General features: G+C 72.7%; 19 protein-coding genes. 10 read left to right on the forward strand and 9 right to left on the reverse strand.

The annotated features are described in order from the left end of the window. The first annotated feature begins 108 nt into the window (after positions 1-108). Together ACFY2L_RS10930 and ACFY2L_RS10935 are read left to right on the forward strand one after the other, a co-directional pair. Positions 109-3,825, forward strand: a complete 3,717-nt coding sequence (locus ACFY2L_RS10930; protein WP_390822079.1) for a choice-of-anchor D domain-containing protein — start codon at positions 109-111, stop codon at positions 3,823-3,825. Positions 3,826-3,843: 18 nt separating this feature from the next. Further along, positions 3,844-4,245, forward strand: coding sequence for a hypothetical protein (locus ACFY2L_RS10935; protein ID WP_390822080.1), 402 nt, complete (start codon positions 3,844-3,846; stop codon positions 4,243-4,245). Between the two features lie 92 nt (positions 4,246-4,337). On the opposite strand, the gene ACFY2L_RS10940 is transcribed toward ACFY2L_RS10935, so the two are convergent. Further along, positions 4,338-4,703: a nuclear transport factor 2 family protein gene (locus ACFY2L_RS10940; RefSeq protein WP_390656608.1), complete on the reverse strand. Its 366-nt coding sequence runs from the start codon at positions 4,701-4,703 to the stop codon at positions 4,338-4,340. A gap of 192 nt (positions 4,704-4,895) precedes the next feature. Here ACFY2L_RS10940 and ACFY2L_RS10945 point away from each other — a divergent pair, with 192 nt between their 5' ends. Beyond that, positions 4,896-5,186 carry a hypothetical protein gene (locus tag ACFY2L_RS10945; protein ID WP_390822081.1) on the forward strand — a complete coding sequence of 97 codons (291 nt, stop codon included), beginning with the start codon at positions 4,896-4,898 and terminating at the stop codon, positions 5,184-5,186. 78 nt (positions 5,187-5,264) lie between these two features. Here the strand turns inward: ACFY2L_RS10945 and ACFY2L_RS10950 are convergent, their stop codons facing one another. Continuing rightward, complete coding sequence (locus ACFY2L_RS10950) at positions 5,265-7,019, reverse strand: ABC transporter ATP-binding protein (protein WP_390822082.1); 1,755 nt, start codon at positions 7,017-7,019, stop codon at positions 5,265-5,267. A 159-nt stretch (positions 7,020-7,178) separates the two neighbouring features. On the opposite strand from ACFY2L_RS10950, the gene ACFY2L_RS10955 reads away from it, so the two are divergent. The 5 genes from ACFY2L_RS10955 to ACFY2L_RS10975 all read left to right on the forward strand — a co-directional run bounded on the left by ACFY2L_RS10955 (position 7,179) and on the right by ACFY2L_RS10975 (position 10,994). After that, on the forward strand, positions 7,179-8,264 hold the full coding sequence (locus ACFY2L_RS10955; protein WP_390656611.1) for an S-(hydroxymethyl)mycothiol dehydrogenase: 1,086 nt from the start codon (positions 7,179-7,181) through the stop codon (positions 8,262-8,264). Then, entirely contained in the window at positions 8,264-8,893 is a 630-nt protein-coding gene (locus ACFY2L_RS10960) for an MBL fold metallo-hydrolase (protein ID WP_390656612.1), read from the forward strand. The genes ACFY2L_RS10955 and ACFY2L_RS10960 overlap by 1 nt, the downstream gene beginning before the upstream one ends. Before the next feature lie 77 nt (positions 8,894-8,970). Continuing rightward, the gene (locus tag ACFY2L_RS10965) at positions 8,971-9,885 is read left to right on the forward strand and encodes an SDR family oxidoreductase (RefSeq protein WP_390656613.1); all 915 of its coding nucleotides are present in this window, start codon (positions 8,971-8,973) and stop codon (positions 9,883-9,885) included. A gap of 115 nt (positions 9,886-10,000) precedes the next feature. Beyond that, on the forward strand, positions 10,001-10,696 hold the full coding sequence (locus ACFY2L_RS10970; protein ID WP_390656614.1) for a L,D-transpeptidase family protein: 696 nt from the start codon (positions 10,001-10,003) through the stop codon (positions 10,694-10,696). Positions 10,697-10,808: 112 nt separating this feature from the next. After that, a complete protein-coding gene (locus ACFY2L_RS10975; protein ID WP_390656615.1) occupies positions 10,809-10,994 on the forward strand; it encodes a hypothetical protein in 186 nt (61 codons plus the stop codon). A 103-nt stretch (positions 10,995-11,097) separates the two neighbouring features. On the opposite strand, the gene ACFY2L_RS10980 is transcribed toward ACFY2L_RS10975, so the two are convergent. From ACFY2L_RS10980 to ACFY2L_RS10990, 3 genes are all read right to left on the reverse strand, one after another. Further along, complete coding sequence (locus ACFY2L_RS10980; RefSeq protein WP_390656616.1) at positions 11,098-12,495, reverse strand: S1 family peptidase; 1,398 nt, start codon at positions 12,493-12,495, stop codon at positions 11,098-11,100. 138 nt (positions 12,496-12,633) lie between these two features. Continuing rightward, a complete protein-coding gene (locus ACFY2L_RS10985) occupies positions 12,634-13,434 on the reverse strand; it encodes an SAM-dependent methyltransferase (protein ID WP_390656617.1) in 801 nt (266 codons plus the stop codon). 44 nt (positions 13,435-13,478) lie between these two features. Continuing rightward, entirely contained in the window at positions 13,479-14,522 is a 1,044-nt protein-coding gene (locus ACFY2L_RS10990) for a hypothetical protein (protein ID WP_390822083.1), read from the reverse strand. On the opposite strand from ACFY2L_RS10990, the gene ACFY2L_RS10995 reads away from it, so the two are divergent. Together ACFY2L_RS10995 and ACFY2L_RS11000 are read left to right on the forward strand one after the other, a co-directional pair. Beyond that, positions 14,521-15,699 carry a MalY/PatB family protein gene (locus ACFY2L_RS10995; RefSeq protein ID WP_390822084.1) on the forward strand — a complete coding sequence of 393 codons (1,179 nt, stop codon included), beginning with the start codon at positions 14,521-14,523 and terminating at the stop codon, positions 15,697-15,699. The genes ACFY2L_RS10990 and ACFY2L_RS10995 overlap by 2 nt on opposite strands. 61 nt (positions 15,700-15,760) lie before the next feature. Beyond that, complete coding sequence (locus ACFY2L_RS11000; RefSeq protein ID WP_390656620.1) at positions 15,761-16,141, forward strand: PPOX class F420-dependent oxidoreductase; 381 nt, start codon at positions 15,761-15,763, stop codon at positions 16,139-16,141. 57 nt (positions 16,142-16,198) lie between these two features. On the opposite strand, the gene ACFY2L_RS11005 is transcribed toward ACFY2L_RS11000, so the two are convergent. The 4 genes from ACFY2L_RS11005 to ACFY2L_RS11020 form a co-directional block, all read right to left on the reverse strand. Next, the gene (locus ACFY2L_RS11005) at positions 16,199-18,967 is read right to left on the reverse strand and encodes a hypothetical protein (protein WP_390822085.1); all 2,769 of its coding nucleotides are present in this window, start codon (positions 18,965-18,967) and stop codon (positions 16,199-16,201) included. A gap of 397 nt (positions 18,968-19,364) precedes the next feature. Beyond that, positions 19,365-19,781 carry a Zn-ribbon domain-containing OB-fold protein gene (locus ACFY2L_RS11010; protein ID WP_390656622.1) on the reverse strand — a complete coding sequence of 139 codons (417 nt, stop codon included), beginning with the start codon at positions 19,779-19,781 and terminating at the stop codon, positions 19,365-19,367. Between the two features lie 182 nt (positions 19,782-19,963). After that, positions 19,964-20,653 (reverse strand): TetR family transcriptional regulator, encoded by a 690-nt coding sequence (locus ACFY2L_RS11015; protein ID WP_390822406.1) that lies wholly within the window; start codon positions 20,651-20,653, stop codon positions 19,964-19,966. Between the two features lie 126 nt (positions 20,654-20,779). Beyond that, positions 20,780-21,628 carry a bifunctional methylenetetrahydrofolate dehydrogenase/methenyltetrahydrofolate cyclohydrolase gene (locus ACFY2L_RS11020; protein ID WP_390822086.1) on the reverse strand — a complete coding sequence of 283 codons (849 nt, stop codon included), beginning with the start codon at positions 21,626-21,628 and terminating at the stop codon, positions 20,780-20,782. Between the last annotated feature and the right edge of the window lie 86 nt (positions 21,629-21,714).

Raw genomic sequence — 21,714 nt, forward strand, 5'->3', positions numbered from 1 at the left:
GACCCCGCGGACGCACCCGCAGGTAATCATCTGTAAATCACACTGTCCCGCCGATCATGACGGTCGGCGGGACACGCCCGCCCCCTCACGACCCGGGCGGAGCGGCGCATGCGGAGCAGGTTCGGATTCCTGGCACCTCTGGTGACGGCCTGTCTGCTGGCCGGCGCCCTCACCACGCCCTCCCTGGCCGCCACCCCCGACGACCGGCGCTCCCGCGCCGCCGACGTCACCACCGTCTCCGAGGACACCTACCGGACCGGCTGGGACGACAACGAACCCGGCCTCGCCCCCGACCAGGTGTCCAGCTCGGACTTCGGCCAGCAGTTCTCCACCACCGTCGACGGACAGGTCTACGCACAGCCGCTGGTCGTCGGGAAGACGGTCGTCGTCGCCACCGAGAACAACAAGGTGTACGGCCTGGACTCCGCCACCGGCGCCAAGACCTGGACGAAGAGCCTGGGCGCCGCCTGGCCCGCCTCGGCCATCGGCTGCGGCGACCTCGTGCCGAACATCGGCGTCACCGCGACCCCCGTCCACGACCCGGCGACGGGCACCGTCTACCTCACCTCCAAGGCCGACGACGGCGCCGACGTCCAGCACCCCAACTGGTACGTCCACGCCCTCAACGTCACCACCGGCGCCGAGCGCAGCGGCTGGCCGGTCAAGGTGGCCGGCGCCCCGGTCAACGACCCGGGCCGCCCCTTCAACGCCTACACCGCGATGCAGCGCCCCGGCCTGCTGCTGATGGGCGGCGCGGTGTACGCGGGCTTCGCCTCCCACTGCGACCACGGGCCGTACGTCGGCTACGTCCTGCGGGTCAGCACCTCGACCCGCAAGCAGACCCTGTGGGCCACCGAGAACTCCTCCGCCAACGGCATGGCCGGCATCTGGATGAGCGGCGGCGGCCTGGTCTCCGACGGACCCGGACGGATCCTCTTCTCCACCGGCAACGGCATCTCCCCGGCCCCCGGACCGGGCTCCAGGCCCCCGGGCCAGCTCGCCGAGGCCGTCGTCCGGATCGGCGTCAACAGCGACGGCACGATGTCCGCCCAGGACTTCTTCAGCCCCACCAACGCCCCCACCCTCGACCAGAACGACACCGACCTCGGCTCCGGCGGCCCGGTCGCCCTCCCCGACGACGTGTTCGGCACCGGCGGGCACCCCCACCTGCTGGTCCAGATCGGCAAGGACGGCCGGCTGTTCCTCCTCGACCGCGACAACCTCGGCGGCCGCAGCCAGGGCTCCGGAGGCACCGACAAGGTCCTCGGCAACTTCGGCCCCTACGAAGGCGTCTGGGGCCACCCGGGCGTGTACGGCGGACAGGGCGGCTACGTCTACACCACCGGCAGCCGCGGCCCCCTGCGGGCGTTCAGGTACGGCGTCACCGGCTCCGGGCTGCCCGCGCTGACCAACACCGGCCGCTCCACCGAGACCTTCGGCTACACCTCCGGCTCCCCGGTGATCACCTCCACCGGCACCGCGGCGGGCTCAGCCGTCGTCTGGGCGGTGTACTCGGACGGTGCGAGCGGCGCGCACGGCCAGCTGCGCGCCTACGACGCCACACCGGTGAACGGCACCCTGAAGAAGCTGTGGTCGGCCCCGATCGGCGTCGCCTCCAAGTTCTCCGTCCCCGCCACCGACGGCGGCCGCGTCTACGTCGGCACCCGCGACGGCCACGTCCTCGCCTTCGGCCGGCCCTCCAACGCCGCCCTCATCGGCGACCCCGTGGACTTCGGCGACGTACCGGTCGGCGGCACCGGGCACGCCACCGCCACCGTCACCGCGACCCGGGACGTCCGGATCGACGCGGTCACCGCCCCGCCCGGCAGCCCCTTCTCCGCCGCCGCCACCGGACTGCCCCGCACCCTGCACACCGGCGACACCTACTCCGTCCCGGTGTCCTTCGCCCCGACCGCACCCGGCCCCGACAACGCGGTCCTCAACTTCGCCACCGACCTCGGCGACACCGGCCTCGGCCTGACCGGCTACGGCACCCAGGACGGCCTGCTCGCCTCGCCCTCCTCCCTGGCCTTCGGCACCGTGCCCACCACCACTGGCAAGACGCTGGGCATCACCTTCACCAACACCGGCACGCAACCCGAGACCATCTCCGCCGTCACCGCACCCGACGCCCCCTTCACGGCCGGGGGACTGCCCGCCGACGGCACGGTCGTCCAGCCGAAGCAGTCCGTCTCCGTCCAGGTGACCTACGCCCCCACCGAGGCCGGCGACGACTCCTCCGCCCTCTCCGTCACCGGAACGCACGGCACCGTCACCGTCCAGCTGACCGGCTCCGCGATCACCGGTGAGGCGCATCTGACGATCACCCCGTCCTCCACCGACTTCGGACAGGTCGGGGTCGGACGGTCGGTCACCAGGACCTTCGACATCAGCAACACCGGCAACATCCCCCTGACCATCACCAAGGCCAAGGCCCCCGCGGCCCCCTTCCACGTCAGCAACCCGCTCAGCGAAGGCCAGGTCATCGGCCCGGAGGACGTCGTCCACCAGTCCGTCACCTTCTCCCCGACCTCCGTCGGCGCGGTCAGCGGCACCTACGAGATCACCGCCGACGACGGCACCGGCGCCCACAACGAGGCCCTCACCGGCACCGGCACCACGGGCAGCGGCGTCACCCTCCCGGCGCCCGGCGCCGGCGGCTGGCAGCTCAACGGCTCCGCACAGCTCTCCGGCGACGACCTCCAGCTCACCCAGGCCACCCGCAGCCAGGCGGGCTCGGCGGTCTTCCCGGTCCCGGTCCTCACCGACGGCCTGAACACCACGTTCACCACCGTCATGGGAGGCGGCACCGGGGCCGACGGCCTCACCTTCGCCCTCGTCGACCCGGCCAGGGCCACCCCCGGCGCCCTCGGCGGCACGGGCGGCGGCCTCGGCTGGACCGGGATGCGGGGCATCGCGGTCACCCTCGACACCTACCGCAACGGCCGCGACCCCTCGGCGAACTTCGTCGGCATCGCCCTCACCGGCAGCGACGCGTCGATCACCTACGCCTCCACCACGACAGCCGTTCCCGACCTGCGCGCGGGCCCGCACGCCGTGGCGCTCTCCGTCTCCGGCAGGACGGTCACGGTGTCGATGGACGGCGCGCAACTCCTGCGGACCACCGTGCCGGCCCTCCCGCCGGCCGCGTTCGTCGCCTTCACCGGCGCCACCGGCTCACGGACCGACATCCACGCCGTCCGGGACGTCGCCGTCACCGCTGCCTCCTACGCCGTACCGCCGCCCGGCCCCAACGGCTGGAAGTACAACGGCTCCGCCGTCCTCTCCAACGGCACGGACCTCGTCCTGACCCCCGCCACCGCCCGCACCCGGGGCAGCGGCATCCAGGGCACCGCCGTCCCGTCCGCCCGGCTGCGCGCCCGCTTCACCGCCAGGATCGGCGGCGGCACCGGCGCCGACGGCCTCGCCCTGCTGCTCCTCGACGCCTCGAAGACGACGCCGACGGCGCTCGGCGCGGGCGGTATGGGCCTCGGCTACGCCGGGCTCCCCGGTGTCGCGGTCGCCCTGGACACCTACCGCAACGACACCGAGCCGTCCGCCAACTTCGTCGGCATCGCCGACGGCAGCACCAGCGGCCGGCCGAAGTACATCGCCACCTCCACCGCCGTCCCCGCCCTGCGCACCGGCACGCACACCGTCGACGCCAACGTCACCGCCGCCGGACACCTGGTGGTCAGCGTCGACGGCACCCAGGTCCTCGACAAGGCGGTGAACCTCCCGCCGAACGTACTCGTCGGCTTCTCCGGCGCCACCGGCACCCGGACGGACACACACACCGTGACCGGCATCAGGGTCGGTTACTGAGGGATGTGAGGAACTCCCATGCGCGCGTTCACCCAACCCCTGCTGGCGGCGGCGGCCGCACTGGCCTGCCTCGCCGCCGCCCCGGCACCCACGGTCCTGGTCGGCTCGACCGAGACGATGGGCCAGATCCTGACGGACCCCTCCGGACTCACCCTCTACGTCTACGACCAGGGCCCGTGCACCGGGTCCTGCCTCGCCGACCGCAAGCCCCTGCACATCGCCGCCGGCGAGACCCCGACCCTTCCCCCGGGCGTCGCCGGCACCCTCGGCGCCGCCCCCCGCCCCGACGACGGCACTCTCCAGGTCACCTACGACGGCTCCCCGCTCTACACCTACGCCGGTGACGCCCAGCCGGCCGAGACGAACGGCGTCACCCTCGACTGGCACGTGGTCCCGGCCCGTTACCTCCCGACCGGCTGATCACCGACGATCCGCACGACGCCCCGGCCGGGCCCGCGCCGAGCAGGTCCAGGCCGGCCCGGAGGCGACCTGGACCCCGGTTCACCTGCCCGCTACTCGTCCCAGGCCTGGACCATCGTCTGCTGGACGATCTTGCCGTCGCGCAGCCGGATCATCGAGTCGGCGAGGACGCGCACACCGTCCGCGTACTCGCAGGACTCGCTGAAGGCGGCGCGGTCGCCCTGGACCACGCACTCCTCCAGCTTGTGCGTCATGTCCCGGCTGTAGACGTCGTCGAGCAGCTCGGCGATCTCGTTCCGGCCGTGCAGGACACGGGGACTGCTGGGCTGGGTGTTGTGGTCGACGACGCGCAGTTCCGCATCGTCCGCGTAGAGCGACAACAGCGTGTTCGGGGCCGGGCCTTCGATGGCCCTGCGCAGTATCTCGGTGTCGAAGGCGGAATCCGCCGCGGTGCCCATGATGACCTCCTCAAAGGGCCGCGGCCCAGGGAGGAGGACCGCAGCGCCCTCACCTTCGAGACTCCTCCGCCGCACCCGCCTCGGCAAGCGCAGCCGCCACCGACCGGCCGCCGCGGCACGGCGGCTGCACCCCTCGGGTGAGCGGTGACCGCCACCCGTGTCCCGGACGGCACCGGTCGCGTTGGCCAGCGCATGATCTCCCCTCGACGCATCGTCGCCGCCGCCGCTCTCGCCGCCGGGGCCGCCGGCCTCGCCGCGCCCCTGGCGCACGCGGCCGAAACCCCGGACACCGGCCGGAGCGGCCCGATGGCCACGCTCGACGCCCTCGGCGCGAGCGGGATCCCGGCCGAGCAGCGGGCCACTCTGCCGCCGGTCTCCCGTCAGCTGGCCGAGCTGAACAACGTGCGGCGGCTCGGCGAACTGCACCAGGTCACCGACCTCGCCGCCCCGGTCACCGGGCTGCTGCCCGCGATCGCGACCTGAACCGCCGTTCCCCGAAGGGCCGTCGCCGACCGCCGGCCCTCTCGGCCGTCCCGGGGGAACCGCCGCCGGCGGCGCCCCTCACTCGGCCGTCGCGAGGAACTGCGTCGCCGCCAGCTCGGCGTAGAGCGGGTCGCCCGCCACCAGTTCACGGTGCGTGCCCACCGCCCGCACCCGGCCCGCGTCCATGACCACGATCCGGTCGGCCATCGTGACCGTCGACAGGCGGTGCGCGACGACCAGGACCGTGGTCGTCCGCGCGACATCGGCGACGGTGTCGCGCAGCGCCGCCTCGTTCACCGCGTCCAGCTGCGAGGTCGCCTCGTCGAGCAGCAGCAGCCGGGGGCGGCGCAGCAGGGCCCGCGCGATGGCCACCCGCTGCCGCTCGCCGCCGGACAGCTTCGTCCCCCGGTGCCCGACCAGCGTCTCCAGGCCCTGCGGCAGCCGGTCGGCCAGCCCGTCCAGACGGGTCGTCTTCAGCACCCGCCGCACGGTGTCGTCGTCCGCCTCCGGGTTGCCCAGCACCAGGTTGTCGCGCAACGAGCCCGACAGGACGGGCGCGTCCTGCTCGACGTACCCGATGGAGGACCGCAGCAGGGACAGCTCCCAGTCGGCGAGATCGCGGCCGTCGAGGCTGATCGTGCCCGACTCGGGTTCGTAGAACCGCTCGATGAGCGAGAACACGGTGGTCTTGCCCGCGCCCGAGGGACCGACGAAGGCCGTCATGCCCCGCGCCGGCACGTCGAACGTCACCCCGTGGTGGACGTACGGCAGATCGTCGGCGTACCGGAAGCGGACGTCGGTGAACGCGAGCGAGGCCGGTGCGGCGGCGGGGGAGGGCAGCGGAGCAGGCCCGGTGGCCGGTTCGGCCGGCAGCCGCAGGGCCTCCTGGATACGGCTGAGGGCGGCCGCGCCCGTCTGGTACTGGGTGACCGCCCCCACGACCTGCTGGATCGGCGACATCAGATAGAAGACGTACAGCAGGAACGCCACCAGGGTGCCGACGTCGATGGCGCCGGTGGCGACCCGCGCGCCGCCCACCGCCAGCACGGTGATGAACGCGGTCTGCATCGCGAGGCCGGCCGTGTTCCCGGCCGCAGCCGACCACTTGGCGGCGCGCACGCTCTGCCGCCAGGACTCCTCGGCCGCCGCGTGCAGCGTCTCCTCCTCGCGGTGCTCGGCGCCCGACGCCTTCACCGTGCGCAGCGCGCCCAGCACCCGCTCCAGCGAGGCCCCCATCACCCCGACCGCGTCCTGCGCCCGCCGGCTCGCCCGGTTGATGCGGGGCACGATCACCCCGAGGACCGTGCCCGCGCACAGGATCACGGCCAGGGTGACCGCCAGCAGCACCGGGTCGACCAGGCCCATCATCACGACCGTCGCGGCCAGCGTGAGCCCCCCGGTGCCGAGGCCGACCAGCGAGTCGGTGGTGACCTCGCGCAGCAGCGTCGTGTCGGAGGTGATCCGGGCCATCAGATCCCCGGGCTCGCTGCGGTCCACGGCCGTGATCCGCAGCCGCAGCAGATACGAGGACAGCGCCCGCCGCGCACCGAGCACCACCGACTCGGCGGTGCGCCGCAGCACGTACGAACCCAGCGCCCCCACAGCCGCGTTGGCGACGACGAGCGCCGTCAGGGCCACCAACGCGCCGGTGATCGCGCGGTCGTGCCCCAGGTCGTCGATCAACCCCCGTGCCACGAGCGGCAGGAGGAGTCCTGTCGCCCCGGTGACCAGCGACAGCAGCGCCCCCGCCAGCAGGGCCGGGCGGTGCGGTCGTACGTAGTCGAGCAACAGCCGCCACGGAGGCCGGACGCCGGCTGTCTCTGCGTTGCTCACGGGACTCCTCGGAGGTCGGACGGAGCCTTCAGGCTACGGGCGGCGATCGCCGGGCGTGGCCGGAAGGGGAGGCTCCGGACCGTCGGCCGCGCCCTTACCGATCAGTCACGCGTAGGGTCGGACCTGGGACGGATGACCGCCGAAGAAAGGGGCAGCACCATGCCGCAGGAAGTACGCGGAGTGATCGCGCCGGGCAGGAACGAGCCGGTGCGGGTGGAGACGATCGTGGTGCCGGACCCCGGTCCGGGGGAAGCCGTCGTGAAGATCCAGGCGTGCGGGGTCTGCCACACCGATCTGCACTACAAGCAGGGCGGGATCAACGACGAGTTCCCGTTCCTGCTGGGGCACGAGGCGGCGGGTGTGGTGGAGTCGGTGGGGGAGGGGGTGACCGATGTGGCGCCCGGGGACTTCGTCGTTCTCAACTGGCGTGCGGTGTGCGGGCAGTGCCGGGCCTGTCTGCGGGGGCGTCCGTGGTACTGCTTCGACACGCACAACGCCCGGCAGAAGATGACTCTGCTGGACGGTACCGAGCTCTCTCCGGCGCTGGGTATCGGTGCTTTCGCGGAGAAGACGCTGGTCGCGGCGGGGCAGTGTACGAAGGTGGACGCGTCGGTGTCGCCGGCGGTGGCGGGGCTGCTGGGCTGCGGTGTGATGGCGGGCATCGGCGCGGCCATCAACACCGGCAGCGTGGGGCGTGGCGACACGGTCGCGGTGATCGGCTGCGGCGGGGTGGGGGACGCGGCGGTCGCCGGTGCGAACCTGGCCGGCGCGGCGAAGATCATCGCCGTCGACATCGACGACCGCAAGCTCGCGAAGGCCCGCGAGATGGGCGCCACCCACACCGTCAACTCCCGGGAGACGGACCCGGTCGAGGCGATCCGAGAGCTCACCGGCGGTTTCGGCGCGGACGTCGTCATCGAGGCGGTCGGCCGTCCGGAGACGTACAAGCAGGCCTTCTACGCCCGTGACCTGGCCGGCACGGTCGTCCTCGTCGGTGTTCCCACCCCGGAGATGAAGCTCGAACTCCCCCTGCTCGACGTCTTCGGGCGCGGCGGGGCCCTGAAGTCCTCCTGGTACGGCGACTGTCTGCCCTCCCGTGACTTCCCCATGCTGATCGACCTGCATCTCCAGGGCCGTCTGGACCTGGAGGCGTTCGTCACCGAGACGATCGCCCTCGACGAGGTGGAGAAGGCCTTCGAGCGGATGCACCACGGCGACGTGCTGCGCTCGGTGGTGGTGCTGTGATGGCCGCGCGCATCGAACGGCTCGTCACCTCGGGCCGGTTCAGCCTCGACGGGGGCACCTGGGAGGTGGACAACAACGTGTGGCTCGTCGGTGACGACCACGAGGTCGTCGTCATCGACGCGGCCCACGACGCCACCGCGATCGCCGAGGCCGTCGGAGACCGGCGGCTGACCGCCATCGTGTGCACCCACGCCCACAACGACCACATCGACGCCGCACCCGCCCTGGCGGACCTGACCGGCGCCACCATCTGGCTGCACCCCGACGACCTGCCGCTGTGGAAACTCACCCACCCCGACCGCGAGCCCGACGCCCATCTGGCCGACGGCCAGGTCATCGAGGCCGCCGGCGCCGACCTGACGGTCCTGCACACCCCCGGGCACGCGCCCGGCGCGGTCTGTCTGTACGACCCCGGGCTCGGCGTGCTGTTCAGCGGCGACACCCTCTTCGCGGGTGGACCCGGGGCCACCGGGCGGTCGTACAGCCACTTCCCGACGATCATCACGTCCCTTCGCGAGAAGCTGCTCGGCCTGCCGCCGGAGACGAAGGTGCTCACCGGGCACGGGGACGCCACCACCATCGGCGCCGAGGCCCCTCACCTGGAGGAGTGGATCGCGCGGGGCCACTGACAAAAGGCGACAGGAGATGTCCGGCTTCCCCGGCACCCTGAAGGGGACACCACTCGCCAGGGAAAGGGAGGCCGGACATGCCGGGTCCGCTGCAGGGCAGGGTCGCGCTCGTCGCCGGAGCTACACGAGGCGCCGGGCGGGGCATCGCCGTCGAACTGGGCGCGGCCGGCGCCACCGTCTACGTGACGGGACGCACCACCCGGGCCCGCCGCTCCGAGTACGACCGCCCCGAGACGATCGAGGACACCGCCGCCCTGGTCACCGAGGCCGGCGGCCGGGGCGTCGCCGTCCCCACCGACCATCTCGAACCCGGCCAGGTCCGCGCCCTCGTCGACCGGGTCGACGCCGAGCAGGGCCGGCTCGACGTCCTCGTCAACGACATCTGGGGCGGCGAGAACCTCTTCGAGTGGGACACCCCGGTCTGGGAGCACGACCTGGACAAGGGGCTCAGGCTCCTCCGGCTCGCCGTCGAGACGCACGCCGTCACCAGCCACCACGCCCTGCCGCTGCTGCTGCGCCACCCCGGCGGCCTGGTCGTCGAGATGACCGACGGCACCGCCGAGTACAACCGCGACACGTACCGTGTGAACTTCTTCTACGACCTCGCCAAGGCGTCCGTGCTGCGCATGGCCTTCGCCCTCGGCCACGAACTCGGCCCGCGCGGCGCCACCGCCGTCGCGCTCACCCCCGGCTGGCTGCGCTCGGAGATCATGCTCGACACCTTCGGAGTGACCGAGGACACCTGGCGCGACGCCCTCGACCGCGTCCCCCACTTCGCCATCTCCGAGACGCCGCGATACGTCGGCCGGGCCGTCGCCGCCCTCGCCGCCGACCCCGACGTGGCCCGCTTCAACGGCCGGTCGCTCTCCAGCGGCGGCCTCGCCCCGGTCTACGGCTTCACCGACCTCGACGGCAGCCGCCCGGACGCCTGGCGCTACCTGACGGAGGTCCAGGACGCGGGGAAACCGGCGGACGTGACGGGCTACCGGTGAGCGTCGTGAGACGTAGTTCACCGTTTCGTCACAGGTTGGGTAATACCACAACCACCGCCCCGGCGCACTGGTCTAGGTTGACGAGACCGCACACCGCGCCAGGAAGAGGGCACCCATGGGGGACATACGCAGACGAGGAGCCGTCGCGCTCGGGATCACCGGACTGGTGGCCCCGCTGACGCTCGTGCTGGGCGCCGCACCCGCCCAGGCCGCGAGCTGCACCACACAGGCCGGGCCGTACCAGAAGCAGGTCGAGAAGTTCCTCGGCCGGCCCGTCGACGGCAGGCAGTCCACCGCCGACTGCCGGGCCATCCAGGCCTTCCAGAACAAGCACGGCATCACCCCGAACATCGGCTACGCGGGTCCCGTCACCTGGGGTGTGATGGACCTCATGAACAAGCAGAAGGCGGTGGGCAGCGACCCGAACAAGGCCGGCAAGTGCCCGACCAACAAGGGCCGGATCGCCTGCGTCAACCTCACTCTCCAGATCAGCTGGATCCAGGACGGCAGCAGGCTCGTCTACGGTCCGGTCCCGGTCCGCACCGGCCGTGACGGGTACGAGACCCGCACCGGTCTGAAGAAGATCTACTGGCGTGACATCGACCACGTCTCCACGATCTACAACGTGCCGATGCCCTACAGCCAGTTCTTCGACGGCGGCCAGGCCTTCCACTCGGTCAACCTCAGCATGTGGAACCCGCCGGGCTCCCACGGCTGCGTCAACATGACCACGACCACCGCCAAGAAGTACTGGTCGCTGCTGAAGAACGGCGACGACGTCTTCGTCTACGGCCGCAAGCCGGGAACCTGACGGCTCGGGGCCCGTCGGACCGCTGGGGGCGACAGGGGACGTGATCAGCAACACGGTGCGGAATGCCTGAATTATCCGTACTAACTCACGTGACCTTCACGTCGGGAGCCGTATGCTTCACAGCATGTCCACCACTGTTGAAACCGTTTCCGATCGCTCGGCTGACGAGGTCAACGAGGAGATCCGGGCCCTGTGGCTGCGGTCGGGCGGGACACTGAGCGTCGAGCAGCGTGAGGAGTACCAGCGGCTCGTGCTGGAGTGGGCCGCCGCGGCCCCGCAGCCGGCGGACGCTGTCTGACGCTCCCCGAGGACCGCAGAGCCTCGAAGACCGAAGCGGGCACCCTGACCGGGTGCCCTTTTCGTTTTCCCCGGGGGGTGCAACCCGGGGTGTCCTTCGGGGCTCAGCTCCAGGTCGCCGAGTAGTACTCCCGGTAGGCCTTGCGGTCCTGTTCGGCGCGGATGTAGCGGGTCGCGACCAGGGCGACCAGACTGCCGCCGATGACCAGCAGACCGGGGCCGATGTTCCTCGGGTCGGTCAGCCGGGAGGCGAGGGTCGCCCCGTCGCCGAGGCCACCCACCGGGGTGGTGGAGCCCGGCGAGGCCGAACCCGGCGCGATCGCCGCCTGGGTGGGCGAGCCGGACGGCTGGGGGGCACCGGACGGAGTGGCGGCGCCCTGCCCGGCGTTGTCCGAGGGCGCGGCCACGATGAGCGTCACACCCAGCTGCGCCAGCGCCCGGGTCACCGGCTGGAAGAACGTCGTACCGCCCGTCGTGCAGTCACCGCTGCCGCCCGAGGTGATGCCGAGGGCGATGCCCTCCGAGAACATCGGCCCGCCGCTGTCACCGGGTTCGGCGCACACGTTCGTCTCGATCAGCCCGCTGACCGTGCCCTCCGGGTAGTTCACCGTCGCGTCGAGCCCGGTGACCTGACCGTCGCGCAGCCCGGTCGTGCTGCCGCTGCGGAACACCCGCTGGCCGACGGCCGCGTCGCCGGTGCCCGTGATGCGCACCCCGTTGCCGTCACCGATCGCCACCACGTCGGCCCCGTCCCCGGCCTTGCCGCTCGCGTACTGCACCAGCGAGAAGTCGTTGACGGGGAAGCTCTGGTTGACCGTCTGCCCCACCTGCTGCTTGGCCGTGTTGTCGGCGAACCAGGTCGACCCGGTCGGCCCGCAGTGCCCGGCGGTGAGGATGAAGTCGTTCGTCCCGTTGGTCACGTTGAAGCCCGCCGAACAGCGCCCGCCGGTCGACAGGATCGGCTGGGCGCCGTTGAGCCGGGTGGTGAACGTGCCGGTGGTGCGCTCCATACGGACGTAACTGCCGATGTCCGCCGCTGTCTTCGTCAGCTTCGCCCAGTCGGAGGCCGACACGGTGCTGTCGGCCCGCACGACCACCTCGTTGGTCCGGTAGTCCGTCACCCACGCCGTACCGGGCACCTTGGGCGCCGAACGCAGCGTCGCCGTCGCCGACTTGAGCTCGTTCATGCTGTGGCTCACGAGCTTCGCCTCGGCGCCCGCCTTCCGGACCGTGGCGGCGGACTCCTCGTCGGTGACCGCGACGACCGGCTGCCCGTCCTCGTCGAGCCAGGTGCCCGCCGTCCGCGCGGTGCCGAGCTTCTTGACCAGCGCCGCGCCGGGATTGGTGACGACGGTCTCCGGCGCGCTGCGGGGCGTCGCCGAGCCGGCGGGCGTCTCGGTCGCCATCGCCGCCTGGGTGACCATGGCCCCGCCCAGGAGGAGTCCGCCGACTGCCGCCAGCCGTGTCACTCGCCGGACGATCCGTCGTCGTACGTGCCTCATGCCTGGCTCCCGAAACCCCGAACGTGCGGCCTCAACACCGCGGGGCCCTCCGGTCGTTGAGTGCCCTCATCCCCATACGTGCGAAGCCCCGGCCGCGTTCAGCCCGGACGCGGTCACATGCCGGTGCCGGCGATCACCTCAGCGTTTTCGCGCCACCCCGCCGAACATCGCGACCTCCTCGGGCTCCGCGCCGTCGGCCGGCCGGGCCGAGGGGCGCCAGCGCGAGCACGACACCACGCCCGGTTCCAGCAACTCCAGGCCGTCGAAGAAGCGGGCCACCTCCCCGGGGGTGCGCTGGGTCAGCTTCGGCGTGCCGTGCTCGTTCCAGAACTTCACGGCCTCGTCCACGTCCGGCATCGCCGGGCTGGTGATGGTGTGCGACAGCACCAGGTGGCTCCCCGGCGCCAGCCGGTCGACCAGCCCGCGCACCAGCCCGTACGGGTCCTCGTCGTCGCCGATGAAGATGACCACACCGAGCAGCATCAGCGCGACCGGCTGGTCGAAGTCCAGCGTCTTGGCCGCGTGGGCGAGGATCGCGTCGGCGTTGCGCAGGTCCTCGTCGAGGTAGTCGGTGCGGCCCTCGGGCGTGCTGGTGAGCAGAGCACGGGCGTGCGCCAGGACCAGCGGGTCGTTGTCGACGTAGACGACCCGCGCCTCCGGGGCGAGCTGCTGGGCCACCTCGTGCGTGTTGTCCGCGGTCGGCAGACCGGTGCCGATGTCGAGGAACTGGCGGATGCCGGCCTCGGCCACCAGGTGCTCCACGGCCCGGCCCAGGAAGAGCCGGTCGGCGCGCGCGTACGCGCCGATGTCCGGGTGTAACTCCCGGATCCGGTCGCCGGCCTCCCGGTCGACCTCGTAGTTGTCCTTGCCGCCCAGCCAGTAGTTCCAGATACGGGCGGTGTGCGGCTGGGTGATGTCGATGCGGCTGTTCTCTGACATGGACGGGCTCCGGCGAGAAGGGATCACGTGCGTCAACCAGCAATCTAGACAAGGGTGTTGACGTCCGTGGCAGGACCCCCGGATTCCTCCGGCGCCGGACCGAGCAGCGCCCAGCTGCGCGCGTCGCCCCACACGGCCGATCCACCGGTGTAGGGGCGCAGCAGCGCGGCGAGCGCGGGGTCGCCGTGCCCGTTCAGCTCGTCGGAGGCGACCTTGCGGGCGATCCCGGCGAGGAAGTCGGCGAGCTGCACCCGCGCGTCGTCGCGCGCCACGACCAGCCGCAGCCCGGTGAGCCCGATGCCCTCCCGCCCCGCCGCGTCCTCGATCCAGGCGATCCGCTCCGGCGTGAGCATGTTCTGCCGGTCGTGGACGAGCCGGACCGGACGCCCGCCGCGGCTCCAGTGCGCCGCCGTGCGCAGGACGGAGGGCAGCAGGGGATTGAGAAGCGGAATGAGGGGTGCCGGTCCGGCCCCGATCCCGTCGCGGTAGGCGACCGCGCGGCACCGCTCCGCCGCCAGTCGCGCCAGAAGGTCCGCGGCCCGCGTGCCGGGATACGTCCGCCGCAGGGTGCCGACGGTGCGGAAGAAGCCGTCGACGGGGTCCTCCGGTCCCGCTCCGGGCCGCACCCGCAGCAGTCGGTTGGCCGCCCCCAGGAAATCCCGCCATTCCTCTTCCGTGAAAGTGCGCCGCCCCTCACGGAAGAGCTCCCCGGCCGCCTCCGGGTCCTCGAGCAGCAGACCCGCGGTCCGGTCGACGACGAAGAAGGCCTTTTCGACCAGGTGCACATGGGCGTGCCCGTACAGCGGGCCGGATTCCGACAGCAGCCATTCCAGGACCGCCCGGTGTTTCTCCCGCAGCAGATGGTTCGCCTTGTACTCCTCGGCGGGCGAACGGATACGGCCGCGGATTTCCTGGACCTGCGCGGCCGCGCATTCCATCGGCAGCAGCACGCTGGCGTGCGCGAACACGTCCGTGTTGCCGCCGGTGAGATTCTCGCCGTCCGAGCCGGACTCGTCGCACGCCACTTCCAGGGATGTCCCGTTCACCCGATCCCAGGTCACACCGCGGCCCCCTATCTTGTGCCCCATGACCAGGATCCCGCACGAAGCCGCCGGTGGACCAAACCCTTTTCACGCCGTCACCCTCGAGCGTCTCCGATGTCGTACGAGCATGAAATGGCGCACCTATCCGGACGACGTCCTTCCGCTGTGGGTCGCGGAGATGGACGTGCCGCTCGCCGCGCCCGTGGTCCGCGCGGTCACGGAGGCCATGGAGCTCGGCGACACCGGATATCCGGCGGGCACCGGCTACGCGGAGGCGCTGGCCGGCTTCGCCGCCAAGCGGTGGGGGTGGCACGGGCTCGCGGTCGAGCGGACCGCGATCGTGCCGGACGTGATGCTGGGCGTCGTCGAGATGCTCAGGCTGGTGACCGGGCCCGGCGATCCGGTCGTCGTCAACCCGCCGGTGTATCCGCCGTTCTTCCCGTTCATCACCCATCTGGACCGCCGGATCGCCGAGGCGCCGCTCGGCGCGGACGGACGGCTCGACCTCGGCGTCCTGGAGGAGACCTACCGGCGGGCCGTCGCGGGCGGCGGGCGGGCCGCCCATCTGCTGTGCAGCCCGCACAACCCCACCGGCACGGTGCACACCGCCGGGGAACTGGCCGCCGTCGCCGCCCTCGCCGAGCGGTACGGCGTCCGGGTCGTGGTCGACGAGATCCATGCCCCGGTCACCGCCGCCGGTGTGGATTTCGTGCCCTATCTCAGCGTGCCGGGCGCGGACCACGGCCTGTCCCTGATGTCGGCGTCCAAGGCGTGGAACCTGGCCGGCCTCAAGGCGGCCCTGGCCGTGGCGGGCCCCGGGGCCGCCGCCGATCTGGCCCGGCTGCCCGAGGAGGTCGGGCACGGTGCCAGTCATGTGGGCGTCCTCGCCCACACCGCCGCCCTGAGCGACGGCACCGCCTGGCTGGACGCCGTGCTGGCCGGCCTCGACGCCAACCGGCGCCTGCTCGCCGCCCTGCTGGCCGAGCACCTTCCCGGCGTCCGGTACCGGCCCGCGGAGGGGACCTATCTCGCCTGGCTGGACTGCCGGGCCCTGGACCTCGGGGACGACCCGGCCGGGGTGTTCCTGGAACGCGGACGGGTGGCGTTCAGCTCCGGACCCGAGTTCGGCACCGGTGGGGCCGGGCACATACGGCTGAACCTGGCCACCTCCCCGGAGATCCTCACCGAGGGCGTGCACCGGATGGCCGCCGCCCTGCGCTGATCCCGGCACGGCCCGACGCCGCCGCGGGTGGTGGCACCGACCGCGGCCTAGACTGCCGGGCATGGACGAGAAGGCGCTCGACCGGCTGGGTGAGGGCAAGTACCTGCTGATCACCAGCTACCGGAAGAACGGGACCGGGGTCGCGACCCCGGTCTGGGTGGTGCGGGACGGAGACGCGCTCGGCGCCTGGTCGGCCGCCGACGCCTGGAAGGTGAAGCGGATCCGGGCCCGCGGTGACGTCCTGGTCGGCCCCTGCGACGTGCGCGGCAACCCCACCGGCGAGCAGATCCCGGCCACCGCCGAGATCTGCGACCCGGAGACCACCGCCCGGTACCGCACCCTGATCGCCCGCAAGTACGGCCTCCTGGGCCGCATGACGCTCCTGGGCAGCCGGCTGCGCCGAGGGCTCGACGGGACGGTCGGGATCCGCGTCACCCTGTGAACGGGTGAGGGGGCACGGACCGGCCGGCCCGTGCCCCCCTTTCTCCTCCGGCGCGGCCTACGGCGCGTCCGTCACCGTCCCCGTCTGCGCGGGGTGGCCGGGCAGCGGCTCGGCGTTGTCGTCGGTCAGCGCCAGACGCACCGACTCGACCGGCTCGGCCACCTGGTCCTTCACCGTCGGCACGACGAACTGGGCGGTGGTGCTCCCGGCCGGGATCTGCGTCCACACCCACAGGTTCGCCTGTGACAGCGGACGCTCCGGGTCGGGCGCGTCACCCGAGTAGTCCATCAGCCACTGCGGGTCCACGTCCTTGGTGGACAGTTCCGCGCCCTCCGTGACGGGCAGCACCCGGGCGGGCTGCCAGATGTCCACGTCGGCCGGCGCGGAGAGGGAGAGCCGCCAGGTCAGCGTCCCGCCCTCGGTGACCTTGTCCGTGACCGGGGTCAGGGTGACCTCGGGCGCGGGGTCGTCGTTCTCCGCGACGACCCCGCCGAGGTAGGAGCCGACGACCGCGCCCCGTACGGCCTTGGCGACGAGGTCGTGCTGCTGGTCGTAGCCGAAGCGCGTGTCGCCCTTCACCACCACCGGCACGTCGACGGGGGTGCTGCCGGGGCGTACCGTGACCAGCTTGTCCACGGCCCGGCCGGACTCCGGGTCGAGGACGGAGAAGCGGACCTTGCCGCTGCCGTGCCCGGAGACCTTGACCGGAATGTGGTACGTGCGGGTGCCGGAGTCGCCCTCCTTGACCCGGAGCCGGCCGATGTCGACGCGCGGCAGTGCCGCGGCACGCACGGCCGGGGTGCCGGGCGCCCAGCCCCAGGCGTCCATCAGCCAGGCCTGCCCCGACCGGGAACGCGGAGTCAGTTCGAGCGACTTGACGTGCTTGAGATCGAACCCGCCGCGGGTGGCCGCGGTCAGCGGGACACGCACCTCGCGCGCCCAGTAGGAGGCGGTGCGCTCGGTGCCGGGCAGTCCGTCGACCTTGACCTGGCCGAGCCTGGCCCGGCGGCCGGCGGAGTCGGTGACCGACACGTCCAGCTTGGTGCCCGTGGTGTTCGGCGGTACGAAGACACGCAGCGCCAGGTTCTTCGCGCCGGACAGGGAGAGCGGCTTCGTGGGGGTGACCTTCGCCGCCGTACCGGGCGCCGACCACTTCAGCGCGACCGCGCCGCGGCCGGCCTCCTTCGCCGTCACCCACCAGGCGAAGTGCGGTGAGGTGCCCCCGGCGTCCTCGCGCAGACAGGCCTTGGCCGGGTCCGGGTCGATCGCCGCGCACAGCTTGCCGCCGGTCACCTTCACGCCGGCGTCGGGCAGCAGCCCGCCGGTGCGGCGCGCGCCGACCGCGTGGGTCAGCACCCGCGCCGGGTCCGCCGAGGGAGCGCGCCGCCCGGTGCCGTCGAGCAGCGGGCGCACCCGGTCGTCGCCGCCGACGAACAGCCGGGCCGAGGCGGCGATGTAGGTGGCGCCGGCCTTGTGCTGCTGGTCGGCGGTCAGCCGGGTACGGGTCCCGGCGGAGCACACCGGGTCGCGCTCGCCCTCCGGGTCGTCCCAGAAGTCGTCGAAGGAGGGCGCCTCCGACTTGCCGGGCGTCCACTCGGTGTTGAAGAAGTTGTGGTTCGCGCCGACCACGTACACGGCGCTGTGCAGGGCGGCGCCCTTGCTGATGCCGCGCGTGCCGTCGGCGTACACCTCGCCCTGGAGGTCGGAGACGTCGCCGTCGCAGCCGGGCAGGATGGTCGTGGACGGGACGTCGGCGACCGGATTCTGACCGAAGATCGTCGGTCCGATGAGGACGGTGCCGCGGATCTTCCAGCGGACCGGCCCGCGGTAGCCGTCCTGTGCGGCGGGTGCCGGGTAGAGGCTGTCCATCGCGGCGCGGTTGACGCCCTCGCCGCCGCGCGAGTGGCCGACGAGCAGGACGCGGGAGAGGTCGGCCTTGGGCGCGCCGCGCACCACCGCCGGGGCGTCGCCCGGGCGGTCGGCCCAGCCGGCCCACCGGGCGAGGTGCTGCCGCACCAGCGAGGAGCGGGCCTGCGCGCCGCCGTCCTCGGCCGCCCAGTCCTGGCCGTTGATGCCGTTGGCGGAGATCGACACCGTCACATAGCCCTGCGAGGCCAGCAGCTTCTGGTCCTGCAGATAGCCCTTGTAGCTCGGGACGGGCTTCAGGCCCGCCGGGCAGGGCCAGTCGCCGGTGGCGTCGTCGCCGCCCGGCTTGTAGCACGTGCCGTGCCGGCCGTGCAGGAACAGCGCGAGCGGCCGCTTGCCGGTGGCGCCCTTCGGGGCGACGACCACGGCCTGCATCTCGACCGGCTGGGCGAAGCCGGGCAGCTTCACCGGGTCGAGGTCGTACTCACCGGTGACCGTGCGGTACGCGCCCGGCTTGCCGGGGTCGACGGGGTTCGCCGGGGGTGCGGCCGGGGGCCGCGCGGCGGCCAGGGAGTTTCCCGCGGACGGGCCGGAGCCGTCGGCGGGCGCGTCCAGCCGGCGTCCGGCCGCCAGGACCCGCAGGTCCTTCAGCGGTGCGGCCCGGTCGAGGGCGAGCCGGAAGGTGCGGCCGTCCCCGGCCGCCTTCGGTACGCCGAGCAGCCGGCCGCCCGCGTGGAACTCCACCCGGGCGTCCCCCATGGGCACGGTCCGCTCCGACCGCCAGACCAGCTCACGCGTCGCGCCCTCGCCGCTGACGCGCCATCCCGGCGGCAGCCCGCTGTCGGACGCCGCCGACGTCGTCGTGCCGGGCGGCTGCTGGGCCTGGGCCAGTCCCGGTGATCCCGCCAGTGCCGCGAGCACGGCCACGGCGGTGACACCTATGCGACGGGCATGGGTCACGGGTCCCCTCCTCACACTTCGAGCGCGGGCGCCCCGTCCGTTCCGGGAGCGCCTCACGCCACGGAGGAAGTGATTCGGGATCTGTGGGTTGCCTGTGACGACGGAATCCGTCCGTGGACGGCAAGAATCCGGACACCTCGGGAGCCGAACTCCCCACCCGCGCACGGCAGTCGTCGGCACCGGTCACCGCGCCCGGACCTTCGCGGCGGCAGCCGACGACCCCGCGCCCGCCCAGCGAGGGCCACGGAGTGACGGTCAACGGCAGGGCGGGGCGGGCCGGCAGGAACTGGAGGAGAGCCGTGGGCGGCCGGGCCGGTGCGCGTGAGGGATGTCGTGCCCGGGGGTCAGCGGCCGGGTCCGTACCCCGGTTCCAGGGCGTGGGTCCGGCGGGCGGGCCTCAGTGGTGCCAGGCCCGGTAGGGCTCGTCCACCAGTTGGAACACCGGCTCGCCGCGTACCGGGTCCTTCACCGTGGACAGGCGCACGCGGTCGCCGCTGTGGATGCCGATGAGCGGGCCCATGACCCGGCCGCGCACCACGAACCCCTCCGCCATCTCCACCAGCGACACATTGCGCGCGGAGGGGGTGTTGCGGTGGACCACCGTGGAATGACGGACCGTCCCGGTGCCCTCGCTGCGCTCCGTCCGCAGGTCGCTGCCCTGGCACACCGGACACAGCAGCCGGTGGTACATGGCGGTGCCGCACCAGGTGCAGCGCTGGAAGAGGATCGCCTCGCCGTCGCCCTTCGCGCGGTCGAGCAGGCCCGCCGAGGAGCCGGCTGCCTGCTGAACGGCGGTTCCTGAGTGGTGGTACACGCTGGTCAACTCCCTGCCCTGGGCCCGGAATCCACGTGCGCGGCTCACCCGTGCACGGACGTGCGCGGTTCACCGTGCCACCGTGCACGCGCTCAGCGTATGGCACTCAGTGCCAGGCGTAAAGGCACTGCGTACCCCCAATATCCGCAGAGCGCGCGCCCCGGATCCGCGTCCCGTCCCGGCTACGTCCGGCCGAGCGTCGTCTCGATCTCCTGCACCACCCGCCACAGGGGCGCCCCGCGCCGGGACACCACCACGACGACGTCCTCGGGGCTCTCCGGTCGCACGTCCACCGAAGGCGCGGCCGGTGCGTTCGGGCCCGCCCCGAACGCCGACTGCACATAGGCCAGCGCGTGATCCACGGTCGCGGTCGCGTCGCCCTGGCCGTCGGAGCGCAGCCAGGACCGCAGGGCGTTGTTGTGCGCGGCGACCACGGCGGAGGCGATCACATCGGCCCGCAGACTGCCGTCGGACCGGCCGGCGAAGCGGCCCCGCAGATAGGCGGCGAGGGCGCGTTCGTAGCGCCACACCACCGACAGTTCGTACGCGCGCAGTCCCGGCACCTGCTTGGTGAGCCGGTAGCGCTGCACGGAGAAGGAGGGGTTCTCGGCGTACATCAGCAGCACGAGCCGGGCCGCGTCGCACACCCGGCGCACCGGCTCCGCGTCCTCCTCGCTCGCGGCGAGGAAGGCGGTCATGTCGGCCAGGCACCGCTCGTGGTCGGGGAAGACCACGTCCTCCTTGGAGGGGAAGTAGCGGAAGAAGGACCGCCGCCCGACGCCCGCGAGGGCCACGATGTCGTCGACGGTGGTCTGCTCGTAGCCCCGCTCCAGGAACAGCCGGAAGGCCGCCGCGACCAGGGCGTCCCGCATGGGCGGCTTGGCCTCCGCCTTCACAGTGGCGCTCATGGACGGGAACGTAACACCTGACACCCGGCGATGGCACTCAGTTCCCTCTTGTCAGGGAACTGAGTGCCTGGCACGCGGTGCCGCTGAGGGTCAGAGCCGCTCGGCGGCCTCGACGACGTTCGTCAGCAGCATCGCGCGGGTCATCGGACCGACGCCGCCGATCGGCGGGGCGAAGGAGCCGGCGACGTCACCGACGTCCGGGTGGACGTCGCCGAGGACGCCCTCGACCGTGCGGGTCAGGCCCACCGACAGCACGGTGGCACCCGGCTTGATCCAGTCGGGCCGCACCAGATGGGCCACTCCGGCGGCGGCGACCACGACGTCCGCCTCCCGGGCGTGCGCGGCGACGTCCTGGGTGGCCTCGTGGCACAGGGTCACCGTGGCGTGCTCGGTGGCACGGGTCAGCATCAGGCCCAGCGGCCGGCCCACCGTCACACCGCAGCCGATGACGCAGAACTGCTGCCCGGTGATGGGCACATGGTTGCGGCGCAGCAGGTCGATGATGCCGCGCGGGGTGCAGGGCAGCGGCGCCGGGATGCCCAGCACCAGCCGGCCCAGATTGGTCGGGTGCAGACCGTCGGCGTCCTTGACCGGGTCGATCAGCTCCAGCACCGCGTGGGTGTCGATGTGGGCGGGCAGCGGAAGCTGCACGATGAAGCCGGTGCACGACGGGTCGGCGTTCAGCCGCAGCACCGCGGCCTCGACATCGGCCTGCGCGGCGTCGGCCGGGAGCTCCACCCGGATCGACGCGATGCCGACCTGTGCGCAGTCCCGGTGCTTGCCGCCCACGTAGGAACGGCTGCCCGCGTCGTCGCCGACGAGGATCGTGCCCAGCCCGGGGGTGATGCCGCGCTCCCTCAACGCCTGGACGCGGAGGGCGAGTTCGCTCTTGATGTCGGCCGCGGCGGCCTTGCCGTCGAGAAGTGTTGCGGTGGTCACGGGAGTCGTCGGGCCCTTCAGGAGAAAAACGACGGTCCTGTCATCGTACGACCCCTCCGTCCCCCTCCCCGCAGGAGTCCCGCGCA

The organism is Streptomyces sp. NPDC001381 (assembly GCF_042895685.1).
Taxonomy (GTDB): domain Bacteria; phylum Actinomycetota; class Actinomycetes; order Streptomycetales; family Streptomycetaceae; genus Streptomyces.